The following is a 15273-nucleotide window of genomic DNA, read 5'->3' as shown; positions in this document are numbered from 1 at the left end:
GTTTTCAAAGAGGTGTAAAGATGTTTTTATCAGCATTCCAAATGAAATACAATACTAAATCAATTAAGAAACTGCCAAAAATTAATAATTCAGAAAAATGATTAATTATTGATATTCGACCAAAAGAAGAATGAATTGAAAGTCATATTATTAATAGTATTAATATTCCTCATCATCTTTTCCGTTTAATTTATTCAAAAAAAGTAACTAAAAATAAAAAGATTCTTTTTGTTTCAAGTGCTGGTCATTCTCATTTAGATTTATACCGTTTATTAAAAAAGTATAATTTTAAAGTTTATATTCTTCTTGGCGGATGAAAAAAAGTTCATCAGCTTGATGAACTTGATAAAATTCTTACTTATAATCCTATTGATTAACATTATTAATCAACGGGGTTTTTATTTTTTATTTTACCAGCAGCTGGTGTTGCTTTATGTCATAATAACAATTCATTAATACCTCATATTATTAATGTTTCCCCAATAATAATTAACAAACTATATAAAGTTTTATAATTACTACTATAAGCAAAGAAATTATACATAATATAACCAATTGATCCTATTAGTAAGAAAAGAGAAAAACCAGCATAATAATATATTCCTTTTACTTTTGTTACTTCGACTCGTTTTGTATAACGATTAACACAAACAGCAATAATTAAACTGATATAGCACAGAAAAGCGGTAAAACTAACTGCATTGGAAGAAAGATCTAATAAATACATTGGATCGCCTACAACGCCAAGACTAAGTCCCATTAATACTAAATTGAAACAAACAGTAATTGTCATTTGAATTAAACCAATTTGTTGATAACTTAATTCTTTCTTTCCAATATAAACAAGATTTTCTTCTTGCACTGTATGTCCAAATGAAGGAGCAACAAAGGTTAGACCATTAATGCTCATTAATGCTGTTAACATAATAAATCACATTAAGATTTTTGCAACTGGACCACCAAGTAGATTTTTAAATAAGGTAAAAACGCTACCATCATTTGTTCCTAAAAATAACGAAATAACTTCTAAAATATAAAAAATAGTAATGAATAACATTGCAGCAAATAATGCCTTCGGAACAACATTTTTGTTAGAAACTTCTTTTTGCAATCCTGCAGCATAAATAAAACCATCAAATGAAAATAGTACTGGTAAAATCCCCATAAAGAAATTACCAAAATTTAATTCCTTATACTTATTAAAAACATTATTTTCAATTGGAACAACAAAACCTATAACTAAGCTAACTATTAACGGGATAAATTTAATAAATGTTCCAATTGTTTGAACTCATTTCCCAACATTTCGTAAAAAAATATTTATTAAGTAAAATAAAATTAAAATAACAAGACCAACAATAATCGCAATTATATGTTGTGTTCCCTTACTAATGCTTTGCTCTTCAATTCCTTCAAACATTGCATTAATACTAAAAATTGGGAAAAGACCCAATAAAATTGGGAAATAAAAAAAGATATAAAATAATGCTACTAAACTACCAACTTGCCGACCAATTAAAACATTAGCCCAAGATGGTAATGTACCATGTCCACTTTTAGTTTTTACTGATGTAACTTCAATAAAGACCATAATCATTGCCATTCCTAAAATCCCAACTAAAATTCATAACCCAATTGATAAATAAGGATTTTGAGTAAAATATAAAAGATGTCCTTCTGAAGTATCATTTTTTAAATAAATTCCAACTCCAATTGTAATTCCAATTGCTGTTGAAAAAACAGTTAAAAATTCAAAAAATTTAACGTGCTTTTTAGGCTTTCCCATTAGTTTTTCCTCCATTTTTTAATGACCTATTTTTTAATAAAAAATAATAAATGAATTATAACATAAATTATTTTATATTTTCATAATATTTTTTCTTAATTTCACGGAATAAGTGGTTTACTCCAGATTTGGAAATTTCAATATTACTTTCATTTTCTAATAATGCTGACAAATCTTGTAACGATGCATCAGGATAAGCAATCCGTAATAGAGCTACTTTTTTGGTATTTTCATTTAGTTCATCAAACAAATCATGTTCAAGTAAATAATTAATCATTGTAACTTGTTCTTCTCCAGCTTTAATTGCTTTTTGTTGATTTGAAATTTCAATATTATTTAAACGATTAATACTATTAACCATATCCCTTGAAATACGAGTATTTTCAAAAGCTAATACACTATTAATTGCATCAATTAATTTCAAGAAATCTGAAACTAAAATTGATTTTTTTAAATAACAAACATAGCGATCATGACGCACAATTATCTTGAAAGGAAAATGAAATTTATACAATAATTTTTGAAAATATTGTGCTGAAACTTCATCATTAAACTGAACTTCTAAATGATAATTACTTGTTTCTGGTGAATTAACACTACCACATGCAACAAAAATTCCCGCAATATAAGCCCGTTGTTGTCGTTCATTTCTTTCTGATGGGATGGTAATAATTTTTTGATTAGTTTTTGCATCAAAAATTTGTAGATCTTTTAATATTTCAGTAGCTCGTTCTTTAATTCGTAAACTAAAAGTTTTGTTATTTTTTAATTTTGTGCCTTGAATAATAATAATTTCAATTTTAACTTGATATAAATTTTTTAAAAACTTATAAATTGTTCGAATAATTAAATTACTAATTGAGGTTACTTCAAAGTTAAAAAAATGATTACTAATATTTAATGTCATATTATATTTAACAAAACCACTTAAAAAAGCTTTCTGGCACATTTGGTCAAATTCTTTTCTAACAATTTCCTCTTTTACTTCCAATGCAAAACTCATCTTTATTTTCCATTCTAATAATTTAATAATACAGAAAAGCCACTACTTTAGCATAGTGGCTCATTAATTAACCTTTTTGTTTGAATTCTCGAACTTCTTGCTCTGAATCATAAAACGGGTCAGCTTCAATGTCACCATCGACTTTGCGAATAACAACATTTGCTAATTTAATTACAACTTCATGTGCAATTGACAATTGCATATGCTCAAATAATTTTGCAGCTTCTTCAACATAAGCGTGCAATGGATTTGTTTGAGCATAACTTCGTAAGTAAATTCCACTTCGTAATTTACTTGCTTGGTCAATATGTTTTGTTCAATAATCATCAAACGAAATAATAATTGCATTCCGTTCAATTTGATTCATAACATCAGCAGGAACATCTTCTGTTCGTGCTAAATAAAATTCATACATTTTTGTTGCAACATATTTAGCAACTTCTTCACGAGTCATTTTTTCCATAGCTGCTTTATCTAAGACATTAGCTGCAACAGCTTTATTATTAACTCCTTTAATTAAGTCATCATAATGAATGAATCATTCCCCATGCGATTCATTACCAAATATTTTTGTTAAATCATAAGCTGCAGAATATTGCATTTTTTTAATAATTGGTTTTAAATCAGTTGCTGTTAAAATTTGATCACGCCGCGCATACATAGCTTCACGATGTTGTGCTAAAACATTATCATAATCTAAAATATGTTTTCGTTGATCAAAATTCATCCCCTCAACTTTTTTTTGCGCATTAGAAATTGCTCTTGTTAACATTCGTGATTGAATAAAATTTGAACCTAATCGTGCAAAAATTCGACGCAAACGTTCACCACCAAAACGCATCATTAATTCATCATCCATTGCAACATAAAAACGTGAAAAACCAGGATCTCCTTGTCGTCCTGCTCGTCCTCGTAACTGGTTATCAATTCGACGTGATTCGTTTCGTTCAACACCAAAAACAGCTAGTCCACCAATTTCTTTAACACCTTCACCTAATTTAATATCTGTTCCCCGACCAGCCATATTTGTTGCTAATGTAATAGCTCCTTTTTCACCAGAAATTGCAATAATGTCTGCTTCACGTTCATGATTTTTTGCATTTAACATTTCAAATTTCAATTTAGCATTTCGCAAATAATGTGACACAATTTCTGAAGAATCAACTGAAGTTGTTCCAATTAAAATTGGTTGTCCCTTTTCATGCAAGGTAATAATTTCTTTCATCATTGCTTGCATTTTTGCATCACGATTTGCAAACATATAATCAGGTTCATCACGGCGAATTAATGGTCGATTAGTTGGAACTTGAATTACACGCATATTATAAATTTTAATAAATTCTTCTTCCTCTGTTTTTGCAGTACCAGTCATCCCACTTAATTTATTATATAATCGGAAAAAGTTTTGGTAAGTAATTGTTGCCATTGTCACTGTTTCTTCTTCAATTTCAACACGTTCTTTTGCTTGCAATGATTGTTGCAAACCATCACTATAAGCACGTCCTGGCATTAAACGACCAGTAAACTGATCAATTAAAATAATTTCATTATTTTGAACAACATATTCAACACCATTTTTAAAAACAAAATTAGCTTTTAAGGCATTTAAGATTAAGTGGTATAATTCAGTATTTTTAATATCAAATAAAGAATTAATTGAAAAAATCTTTTCTGCTTTAGTAATTCCTTCTGGAGTTAAATAAACTTGTTTAGTTTCTAAATCAATTTCAAGATCATTATCTCGTGATAATGATTTTGCAAAATGATCAGCTGCTTGGTATTGTGGTGTTCGGTTTTGTCGTCCTCCTGAAATAATTAATGGCGTTCTTGACTCATCAATTAAAATTGAATCAGCCTCATCAATAATGGCATAATTTAATCCTCGTTGGACTTTCTCACTGTAAACTTTTACCATGTTATCTCGTAAATAATCAAATCCTAATTCAGCATTGGTAGTATAAGTAATATCACAACTATAGGCTTCTCTTTTTGCATCTTTAGTAATATCACGAGAATTTAACCCAACTGTTAAACCTAAAAAGCTAAAAACTTGACCATTAATTTCTGAATCCCGTCTCGATAAATATTCATTAACAGTAACAACATGAACACCCTTCCCAGTTAAAGCATTTAAATATGTTGGCATTAAAGCAGTTAAGGTTTTTCCCTCTCCTGTTTTCATTTCAGCTACATCTCCTTCATGAAGAACAATACCCCCAATTAGTTGGACACGATAAGCATGTAATCCTAAAATTCGACGAGCTACTTCACGGGCAACAGCAAATGCTTCAATTAAAATATCATTTAATGATACACCTTCTGCTAATTTAGCCTTAAATTCATTTGTTTTTGTTTTTAATGCATCATCAGATAATGCTTGCATTGTTTTATCTAACGCCATAATTTTATCTGCTATTTTGCCATGTTTTTTTACAATTTTACGATCGCTAACTGCCATTTAATTATCTCCTCTATTCTATATAATTATAAACATTCATATTTATTCTATCATAAAAAATAATAGTTGGTATAGTTATTCCATTATGTTATATGTTGCCACAAAAAAACGACATTTTTGTCGTTTTATTATGTTATTTACTTTGAACAGCTTCAATTCCAGGTAGCGGCTTACCTTCCATATATTCTAAGCTAGCACCACCACCAGTTGATATATGCGTAAACTTATCTTTATACCCTAATTGAATTGCTGCTGCCGCTGAATCTCCTCCTCCAATTAAAGTAAAGGCTCCTTTTAGTTCAGCAATTGCTTCACAAACAGCTTTTGTTCCAATACTATAATTTTTAAATTCAAAAACTCCCATTGGTCCATTTCAAGCAACTGTTTTTGCATCTGCTAATTCTTTTTTAAACAATTCAATTGTTTTGGGACCAATATCTAATCCCATATAACCATCATCAATATCAAAACCTGTTGTAACTTTTGCTGGAACATCAGCAAATTCTGGTGCTTCTAACGCATCAATTGGTAAAATAATTTTCCCTTGTCCTTTTGCTAAAAAGGTTTTAGCAATTTCAACTTTATCAACTTCTAATAATGAGTTTCCAATTTTGTGACCTTGTGCAGCAAAAAAAGTATATGTCATTCCACCACCAATTAGAATCTTATCTGCTTTTGTTAATAAATGTTCAATTACCCCAATTTTATCTGAAACTTTTGCACCACCAATAATAGCAACAAATGGTTTAACTGGATTGTCTACGCCTTGTGATAACATTTTTACTTCTTTTTCCACTAAAAAACCTAAACATGATTCAGCAATATTTTCTGCAATACCAACATTTGAAGCATGAGCACGATGTGCAGTTCCAAATGCATCATTAACAAAAACATCTCCTAAACTTGCTCAATATTTCCCTAAAGCAGAATCATTTTTACTTTCTCGTTTTGCCGCTGCTTTGCCCTCACTATCAACACTAATTTGACCATTACTATTAATAATGTCAGCAAAGCGTGTATTTTGAAATAAAATGACCTCTTTATTGTGCATTTCGTTAATAGCTTCTTCCAATTGTTTTCCTTCAAAGGCATTAATAAATTTAACTGGTTGTCCTAATTTTTGTTCTAATACCTTTGCTACTGGAGCCATATCACGTTTTTCTAAATCATCAGCTGTTTTAACTTTCCCTAAATGAGAAAATAAAATTACTTTTGCTTCTTGTGCTATCAAATATTTAATTGTTGGTAAAGCTGCAATAATACGATTATCATCAGTAACTTGACCATCCTTCATTGGCACATTAAAATCAACACGGACTAAAACTTTTTTTCCTTTAACTTGAACATCTTTTAATTCTTTTTTGTTTGTCATAAATCCTTCTCACTTTCTTTTTCATATTTATCCAATATATATCTTACCGCAAAAATAACTTTTTAATGACAACTATCAAGATATTCTAGCGCAAATTGAGTTGCTTTTGCCCCATCACTAATTGCAGTTGCAATTTGTCGTAATGTTGTATTTGTTACATCACCAGCGGCATATAATCCAGGCAATGCTGTTAAACATTTATTATTAACAATAAAATAACCTTCTTCATCTAAAACCCCTAAGTTTTTTGCAAAATCACTAATTGGAATCGCCCCAATATATGGGAAAATAGCACTAACTGCTAAATTATCAATTTTGCTTGTTTTCACATTTTTAATAACAACTGTTGTCACTCGTTTTTCGGTCACATCCTTAATTTCAGTTACTATTGTATCAATAATAAAATTAATTTTAGGATTTGCTTTTACTTTATTAACAATACTATGATCAGCACGAAATTCAGCACGACGATGAATTAAATAAACTTTATTGACAAAACGAGCTAAATAAAGGGCTTCTTCCAGAGCAGCGTAGCCTCCCCCAACAACAACTACATCTTTTCCTTTATATAATGCCCCATCACAAACCGCACAGTATGAAACTCCATGTCCTTCTAATTCTAATTCGCCAAGCACTCCTAATTTTCGTTCAACTGTACCAGTTGCAACAATAACAGCTTTTGCTAATAAAAATTTTTTTGAAAATAACTCTAATTTAAATAAATTATCTTGTTTTGTAATGGTTGTTACACGATCGGCAATATATGGAATTTTTAATTTTTGCGTTTGGTCAAACATTTTCATTGCTAATTCATAACCTTGAATGCTATCAAAACCAGGATAATTTTCAATTTCACTTGTCTTTGTTACTTTTCCCCCGGGTGCTCCTTTTTCAATCATTGCAATATTTGCCATTGCTCGTGCAGCATAAATTGCTGCAGTCATGCCACCAGGACCAGCCCCAATAATTAAAATATCATATATTTCATTAGTATTGTTTTTCATATAATCATCCGCCTTTTCTTCATTTTATAACAGCTATCCATTGGGCAAATAATATTAAAATAATACCAATTACAATCATTAAACTAAGAATAACATAATCAAATGTTCGCATATTTTTTAAAAATAAATCATGATCATCTCGTTGTGTTTCTAAAATAATCCGAATTAAATTATAACCAGCAATATACATACCAGTTTTAATTCCACAACGTAAAATTTTTAAACGATGAGGGTTTTCTATTTTTTTTAATTCTCGGACATCAGCTGTAAAAATTTGTTTTAATCGTGAACCATAATATTTCCAATGTGCTTTTATCACTTGTTTTTTTGTCATCTTATGTTTATTTTTAAAATAAACTTTTTTCAAATTTACTTGTTGTGATAAATTATTGACAAGCATTGGATCAGGTTTGATATCATAGTATCATTTTGCTCAAACACCTTTTCACGATAACTGCATAAAATCAGGTTCTTCTTTTTTAAACCGTCAATAATAACTATAACGAAATATTAATGGTAATGCAATCACAATTAAAAATCATAATAAAATATTAGCCAATGATTCATATAGAAAAATTGGTTGAAAATATTGCACATTATTAAAATCAGTTGGATTAACGGGATTTCCATTAATACCAATTGCCTCTGTTGGATGAAAATTATTTGGTACCAAAGTTGGAACATATCATTTAAATAAATTATCACGAATAAAACTTGGTAATCACATTAATTGTTCTCGAGCAATTGGTGCTCCTAACAACTCATGATTAAAAAAATTACCTCATCGTCCAATTGCCTGTGCTAATAAAATATTTGAAGCAATTAAATCTGCATATACTCATAATGAAATATTATGCTTTCGTGATTCAAAACCAAATAAAATTCAACATGTAATTAAACCAAAAATTAGCCCCCCATGAATGCTCATTCCCGGTTCTCAGAAGGCAAATAATGTAAAAAAGAAAATTGGATTTTTAACATCATATTTGCCAAAAAAACTGGCTCCCAATAACGCAATTGGAGTAATTACAAAAATTCCTCAGTAAAATCCTTGCGTCGGAATATCACGCTTACGAAAATTAACCCACGATAAAATAATGGTAATTGCAAAACCACAAAAAATTAAAAATCAATAAGGACGAAATCAATTTCCATAAGTATCATGGGCAATTCATGTTGCTAAATTCACACTATAAACTCCTTCTCAATTCTATTTTGAATATTTTTTAAAACAATCTTGTAAAATTTGCATTGAAGAAATTCCCGCTTCATCTAATTTTAATTTTGAAACTGCTGTCTCAACTAATTCACTAACATTACGCCCATATGTAACTGGAATTGTTACAATTGGTACTTTTGTATCTAAAATTTTAATATGCTTATATTTACTTCCTAATCGGTCAATTGATTTATATTGTTCATCATCTAAATGAATTAATTCAATTACTAAATCAATTTTTGATTCATCTAATAGCACTTGTAAACCATAAATTTTACTTAAATCTAAAATTCCTAAACCGCGAACCTCAATTAAATTTTTTAATATTTCATGGGATTGGCCATATAACCTATTATTTCGTTGCTGAACAATAATACGATCATCACCAACAAACAAATGATTTTTTTTAATTAATTCTAGTGTTATTTCTGACTTCCCAATTCCCGATTTTCCTTTTAATAAAATTCCTTTTCCAAAAACATTAATTAATGATGCATGTTCTTCTGTTACTGGTGCAAAATGCTCATCAAAAAATTCTAATACCATTTGATATAAACGACTTGTTGTAATATTGCTTGCACGAACAACTGGACAACTATGTTTTTCCGCAATTTCAAATAATAATTTATCAGTAAATTTTTCCGTTAAAATAATCATCGGAATGTTTTCATTTAAAATATACTCATAGCGTTCTCTTTTTACTGTTTCACTTAAGGTATTTACAAATAACTGCTCTTTATTTGATAACAAAACTACCCGACGATTACTATTATTTTTTTCAAAATCAAAACCAGCTAATTCTAACCCTGGTCGATTAAGACCATAAATTTTAATAGGTCGATTAAGACCATCGGCTCCAGCTAAAACCTCATAGCCAAATTTATCAACAATATCTTTTACAATAAATTTTGTCATTTCCAGTCCCTCCCTGTAAATTAATACTATCACAAATCATTATTCTGCTTCAATTTCAATAATAATATCGCGTAATTCTGCAGCTCGTTCAAAATCAAGTTTTTTACTTGCTTCATACATTTCTTTTCGTAAATCTTGTAGTAATCCTTCTTTAGCTGTTTTATATTCTTTTGATTTTTTATTTTTAATTTTATGTAATTTATCATCTTGCCGTTTAATATTAGTATAATCACGAATATTCTTAATAATTGTCGTTGGAGTAATATGATATTTCAAATTATATGCCTCTTGAATTTGACGTCGACGAGCAGTTTCTTGCATTGCTTTTTCCATTGATTCAGAAACAGTATCAGCATATAAAATAACATGTCCAGCAGCATTCCTTGCAGCACGTCCAATTGTTTGAATTAAACTTCGTTCATTTCGTAAAAATCCTTGCTTATCAGCATCAAGAATACAAATTAATGATACTTCTGGAATATCAATCCCTTCACGAATTAAGTTAACACCAACAATGCAATCATATACTCCTTTTCGTAAATCCAATAAGATTTGACTACGTTCTAAAGTTTTTAATTCACTATGCAAATATGCAACTTTAACATTTTGTTCTTGTAAATAACTTGTTAAATCTTCTGACATACGAATTGTTAAAGTAGTAATAAAAACACGTTCATTTTTTTTGCGGCGTATTTTTACTTGCTCAATAATATCATCAATTTGTCCTACTGTTGATTTTACTTCTACTGTTGGATCTAATAACCCTGTTGGACGAATAATTTGTTCAACCACTTGGTTATTCACTAAACCTAATTCATAATCCCCCGGCGTTGCTGAAACATAAATAACATTTTTTAATTTTTGATTAAATTCATCAAAATTTAGGGGTCGATTATCTAATGCACTTTTTAAACGAAAACCATAATTTACTAATGTTTCTTTTCGACTTCGATCTGTGTTATACATTGCTCGAATTTGCGGTAATGACATATGTGATTCATCAATAATAGTTAAAAAATCTTCGCCAAAAAAATCAATCAAAGTATAAGGAGCCTCACCTTCTTCTCGTAAATCTAAATGTCGTGAATAATTTTCAATTCCAGAACATATCCCACTTTCACAGAGTAAATCTAAATCATATTCCGTACGTTGTTTTAAACGTTGTAACTCAACAATTTTTCCAGCCACTTCTAATTCAACTAAGCGAACCTTTAACTCTGCTTCAATGCGTTTAATTGCTTCAACTAATCTTTCTGGAGAAGTAATATAATCTTGCGCTGGAAAAATTGTTAATGTTGATAACCGCTGTGTAACATCACCAGTGATTCCATCAATATAAGCTAAATCATCAATTTCATCACCAAACAAATCAATTCGAATAAATGTTTTAACATTTCAGCCTGGAACAATTTTAATCACATCACCTTTAGCACTAAAACTACCTGGAATTAATTCAATATCATTACGAACATATCCTGATGATACTAAAAAATTGGCTAAATCTTTTTTACTAATTTTTTGATTACGATTAATTTGTAAAAAAGATTTTTTATATTCATTTGGATCTTGTGCCCCATAAATGGCAGCAACAGAAGCTACGACAATAACATCTTTTCGAGTTGTTAAAGCATTAAAAGCACTTAACCGCATCATGTCTAATTCCATATTTTGGCGAGCATCTTTATTAATATATAAATCTTTTCCTGGTAAATAAGCTTCTGGTTGATAAAAATCAAAGTTTGAAACAAAATACTCAACACGATTTTCTGGAAACATTTCTTTTAACTCAACATATAGTTGCATTGCTAATGTTTTATTATGAGCCATCACCAATGTTGGCTTCTGATAATTTTCAATAACATTTGCCATTGTAAATGTTTTTCCAGTTCCGGTTGCTCCTAACAAAACTTGATGCTTTTTGTTTGCGAATAAATTGGTAGTTAATTTTTCAATTGCCCGTGGTTGATCACCAGCTGGTAAATAATTAGATGTTAATTTAAACATTATTTCACTACTCCTTTATAGTTTTGTTTTTCTTTAATAATTATATCAATCTTCCTTATAATTATTTTAAAAATAAAAAAATAAAATCCCTTTTACTTTTTTATCCATTAGTAATATTAGCAACAGGAATGTCAACGCCAGCTCAATAAAGATGAATTGTTTCATTGGTTGTGAATTGCATTACATTAACTTTCATTTCATAACTACCTGTTACTTTTCCCCCGCTAGGTGTAACTATCACAATATATTCTCCTTTTACTAACTCAGCACCAGGTGCTCCAGTTGGTTTTTGCTTAATTACCGTATTTAAAGAAATTCCAGCACGATATTCTTTTGGTAATCATTCCATAACAACTGCTTTAACACTTTTTTCTAAGTCTTCTTCTTTGAAATTATTATTTAAAAATGAAGGGGCAGGAATTTTATTTGTAAACTTTGTTAAATCTAAATTAATCATTGGCTCACCAACAACCTTAAATGTAATTTGAATTTTTTTAGTAACACTTGTTGCTGTATTTGGTGCTGCAACAGTAACATTATATGCTTGTTCTAATAGTTTTTTTGTATCATCAGTTTCTTTTTCAACTTGATATTCAATCTCATCTTTTTTAACTGCTGGTGCTACTTTTCCTTCAATATATTGTTGAACAGCTTTTTTCAAATCACCGAAAGTATTATTAACCGTTAAATTACAATTAAACCCTTTTGCTAAAATAGTTGTTAAATCAAATTTAAATTTACTTTGGTCAACAACATTAATACTAAAGTTACCTGTTCCTTGCACTGCTTTTGCATTAGCTTTTGCTGTTAAGGTAAGTTCATAATTTCCAACCACTAATTTTTCACCCGAAGTACTACCAGTTGGTTTTGATTTGATAACTAATTCAATTTCATCAGGATTTACTTTAATTGTAGAAACCAAACACATTTTGTATTTTTGGTTTTTACAGTTTTGAAGGCTGCATAAAAAAATTGGGGTATAAAAATATAAAGAAATTAAATAAGAATAATTAAACCATTTACTAAAATGGTTTTTTTATTTGAAAAAACCTAAAATAACTAATTGATTCAAAACAAGGATAGCATCTTTATATATTTATAATTTTTAAAATAATAAAAAGTTGTTTCCTTTCTGAAAAAACCATATTAAATTAAGAAATTAATAAATAATTCACATACTTACCTTAGTAAAGGTGTTGTCCTTGTTTTGTTTCTCTTAGTTATATTAATAAATCAATCGTTAAATATTAGATTGGAGAAACTAAAAATGGAAAAAATCAATATTATGATTAAATGCAGTAAATGCGGAATACCAAAGCGAGTTCATAAAGTTAAACATCGCGGAAAAACAGAATAATTTGAAGATATTTATGACTGTATAAAAAAAAGTAGGGTATAAAAATATAAAGAAATTAAATAAGAATAATTAAACCATTTACTAAAATGGTTTAATTATTCTTATTTAATTTCTTTATATTTTTATACCCTACTTTTTTTTATACAGTCCCATTTCTTCTAAACGATTAGATTTAATTTCTTCTTGTCTTTTTAACATTTGGTCAATWACWGAWCCACCATMAACAGTACCATCAACTTGATTTAGATTATATTCTTCTGCTATTTTATTTATTCTTTCTTGTTTAGATAAATCATTATATTTTTCATTATCAATTAATGAACTAATAATTTTTTTATCTTTATCTGTAAAATTTTGTAAATATAATTMATTKTCTAATAAATTAYTTTTATTTTTTAATTCTTGTAATTGAGCATTAACAGTTTCTCAATCTGTTTTTTCAACTACATCTTCACGATTTTTAATTGATTCACGAATTTGTTTTGCTTGAGCATCTAATAATTCATTAACTGCTTGTGCTTTTTCATCATYAATATTTAAAATCTCTTTAATTTTTTCTACATTTGCCATTATTTTGCACTCCTTATTTAAGTGTTGGRTTAACACTTTTAACAAATTATAGTTAAGACTCTTTTTATGGAAAAAGATTAAACCATTAACTTTATTTTACACTATTATTTTACCAATACAATACTTTTTATATACAAATAATAAACAAATAACATAAAAATGTTATAATAAAATTGAAATGCTGTAAAATACGACATTTTTAGTATTTCCATATGGAACAGTACTCAAATTGGACAAGAGGACATCCTGCTAAGATGTTAGGTCGGGTAACCGATGTGAGAGTTCGAGCCTCTCCTGTTCCGCCATTTAACTATACTTTTTTTACTTAATTTCATAATTCTCCAAAAATATAAAAAAATAACTTAATATATTTCATTGCTAATATACCCCTTAAAACAAGTAATAACACTAAAAAAAGAGATTTAATAATCTCTTTTTTAATTCTTTTTAACAATCATAGTATTAAGCATATCTTTATATTCTTTATCTTGCTTTTCCATATATACCATTGTTTCTTTAAGTTTTATTTGAAATTCTTTAAAATGATTAATACACAACTGCACAGGTCAATCACCCTGCATTTGTCTTACTAAATCACCATTTTCATTTTTTTAAATCTCGCTAATACCTTTTCTTTATAATCAGGCATCTCACAATCTAACGATTTTTTAATAGCTGCCATTTTATTCACCCTTAACTTTTATATTACCATCAGTATCAATAACTAAATTTGGCTCTGCTGTATCTAAATTTCAACGATAAACTGATTTAAAATAATTACTATTTTCTTTTTTTCAAACATAAGCAGTAGTTTGTTTCTCTTTTTCACTGATATTTAAAATTATTTCATTAGTTTTGTTTTCTTTATTTAAAAATAAATTTCAATTATTTTTATCGGTAATTTTAATAAAATTTTCTACTTTTTTATCATTTTTAAATTTAACAATTCTTCATTCCTCATTTTTATCGCAACGCCATACTACATAATAATATTTATTATCAACCTTATTAAATGGTTTTTCTTGGGGAGCTATTCATTCTAAATTGTATTTAATGTTTTGATATTTTGTATTTATTTGGTTTTCTTCTTTTAGTTTTTTTAATTCATCTTCACTATATTGTGTTTTATTACAAGCAACTAAACTTGTTGTACTTGTTCCAATTAAAGTGATTGTGCCTAAAAGACTTAATATCTTTTTCATTATTATTTTATTTCCTTTCATTAAATCCTTTTACAATCACAATTATATATATATTATATATATATTCAAGTAAAAAACCTAACTTCGTGGAATAAATGTAATACTAATAGGATTAATACTATTATTTCTAATACCTAAAATATTTGAATTATCAATATCTATTGATATGTTTTTATCATTACCAAAATATTTATAAAGTCTTTTATCTTTAAATTTAAAAAATGAAAAATCAGGAAAAACTTTCTTTGTAAATCTAATCTTTAATTTCATGTCATTTGTATGTCATGATTGTACATACAATTCTTTAATTTTATTATCAACTTTATTAGATAATGATGTTATCTGAAATAAAAATTTTAAATTACCAGCAGTTGATGTGTAGC

Annotated in this window: 14 protein-coding genes and 1 tRNA gene; 2 read left to right on the top strand and 13 right to left on the bottom strand. The window is 28.2% G+C overall.

Translation table 4 applies throughout. The annotated features are described in order from the left end of the window. Nucleotides 1-20: 20 nt before the first annotated feature. Nucleotides 21-377, top strand: coding sequence for a rhodanese-like domain-containing protein (locus C6B38_RS03290; protein ID WP_105298642.1), 357 nt, complete (start codon nucleotides 21-23; stop codon nucleotides 375-377). A gap of 5 nt (nucleotides 378-382) precedes the next feature. Here C6B38_RS03290 and C6B38_RS03285 read toward each other — a convergent pair whose 3' ends face one another. The 10 genes from C6B38_RS03285 to C6B38_RS03240 all read right to left on the bottom strand — a co-directional run bounded on the left by C6B38_RS03285 (nucleotide 383) and on the right by C6B38_RS03240 (nucleotide 13688). Beyond that, nucleotides 383-1786, bottom strand: a complete 1404-nt coding sequence (locus C6B38_RS03285) for an APC family permease (protein WP_233485502.1) — start codon at nucleotides 1784-1786, stop codon at nucleotides 383-385. Nucleotides 1787-1853: 67 nt separating this feature from the next. Beyond that, nucleotides 1854-2789 carry a DNA-binding protein WhiA gene (gene whiA, locus C6B38_RS03280; protein WP_105298641.1) on the bottom strand — a complete coding sequence of 312 codons (936 nt, stop codon included), beginning with the start codon at nucleotides 2787-2789 and terminating at the stop codon, nucleotides 1854-1856. Between the two features lie 67 nt (nucleotides 2790-2856). Continuing rightward, nucleotides 2857-5247, bottom strand: a complete 2391-nt coding sequence (secA, locus tag C6B38_RS03275) for a preprotein translocase subunit SecA (RefSeq protein ID WP_105298640.1) — start codon at nucleotides 5245-5247, stop codon at nucleotides 2857-2859. Between the two features lie 133 nt (nucleotides 5248-5380). Then, entirely contained in the window at nucleotides 5381-6619 is a 1239-nt protein-coding gene (locus tag C6B38_RS03270) for a phosphoglycerate kinase (RefSeq protein ID WP_105298639.1), read from the bottom strand. A gap of 62 nt (nucleotides 6620-6681) precedes the next feature. After that, nucleotides 6682-7623 carry a thioredoxin-disulfide reductase gene (gene trxB, locus C6B38_RS03265; protein ID WP_105298638.1) on the bottom strand — a complete coding sequence of 314 codons (942 nt, stop codon included), beginning with the start codon at nucleotides 7621-7623 and terminating at the stop codon, nucleotides 6682-6684. Then, nucleotides 7607-8812: a prolipoprotein diacylglyceryl transferase gene (locus tag C6B38_RS03260; RefSeq protein ID WP_105298637.1), complete on the bottom strand. Its 1206-nt coding sequence runs from the start codon at nucleotides 8810-8812 to the stop codon at nucleotides 7607-7609. The genes trxB and C6B38_RS03260 overlap by 17 nt, the downstream gene beginning before the upstream one ends. Before the next feature lie 21 nt (nucleotides 8813-8833). Beyond that, nucleotides 8834-9757 (bottom strand): HPr(Ser) kinase/phosphatase, encoded by a 924-nt coding sequence (gene hprK, locus C6B38_RS03255; RefSeq protein ID WP_105298636.1) that lies wholly within the window; start codon nucleotides 9755-9757, stop codon nucleotides 8834-8836. Nucleotides 9758-9796: 39 nt separating this feature from the next. Then, nucleotides 9797-11761 (bottom strand): excinuclease ABC subunit UvrB, encoded by a 1965-nt coding sequence (gene uvrB / locus C6B38_RS03250; protein ID WP_105298635.1) that lies wholly within the window; start codon nucleotides 11759-11761, stop codon nucleotides 9797-9799. Nucleotides 11762-11861: 100 nt separating this feature from the next. Further along, nucleotides 11862-12689 (bottom strand): hypothetical protein, encoded by an 828-nt coding sequence (locus C6B38_RS03245; RefSeq protein ID WP_233485501.1) that lies wholly within the window; start codon nucleotides 12687-12689, stop codon nucleotides 11862-11864. Nucleotides 12690-13247: 558 nt separating this feature from the next. Then, the gene (locus tag C6B38_RS03240; protein WP_105298634.1) at nucleotides 13248-13688 is read right to left on the bottom strand and encodes a hypothetical protein; all 441 of its coding nucleotides are present in this window, start codon (nucleotides 13686-13688) and stop codon (nucleotides 13248-13250) included. Between the two features lie 214 nt (nucleotides 13689-13902). On the opposite strand from C6B38_RS03240, the gene C6B38_RS03235 reads away from it, so the two are divergent. Continuing rightward, nucleotides 13903-13993 (top strand) — tRNA-Ser (locus C6B38_RS03235). 132 nt (nucleotides 13994-14125) lie between these two features. Here the strand turns inward: C6B38_RS03235 and C6B38_RS09810 are convergent. The 3 genes from C6B38_RS09810 to C6B38_RS09805 all read right to left on the bottom strand — a co-directional run. Continuing rightward, nucleotides 14126-14269, bottom strand: coding sequence for a hypothetical protein (locus tag C6B38_RS09810; RefSeq protein ID WP_162475839.1), 144 nt, complete (start codon nucleotides 14267-14269; stop codon nucleotides 14126-14128). Between the two features lie 102 nt (nucleotides 14270-14371). Then, nucleotides 14372-14890, bottom strand: coding sequence for a lipoprotein (locus C6B38_RS03230; protein ID WP_105298633.1), 519 nt, complete (start codon nucleotides 14888-14890; stop codon nucleotides 14372-14374). Nucleotides 14891-14968: 78 nt separating this feature from the next. Next, nucleotides 14969-15273 (bottom strand): hypothetical protein (locus C6B38_RS09805; RefSeq protein WP_162475838.1); only part of this gene is annotated, 305 nt, incomplete at its 5' end.

The organism is Spiroplasma sp. ChiS, assembly GCF_002968355.1.
Classification (GTDB): Bacteria; Bacillota_I; Bacilli_A; order Mycoplasmatales; family Mycoplasmataceae; genus Spiroplasma; species Spiroplasma citri.
Note: the sequence above shows the minus strand (reverse complement) of the source record. Positions and strands in the feature narration are given on the sequence as shown.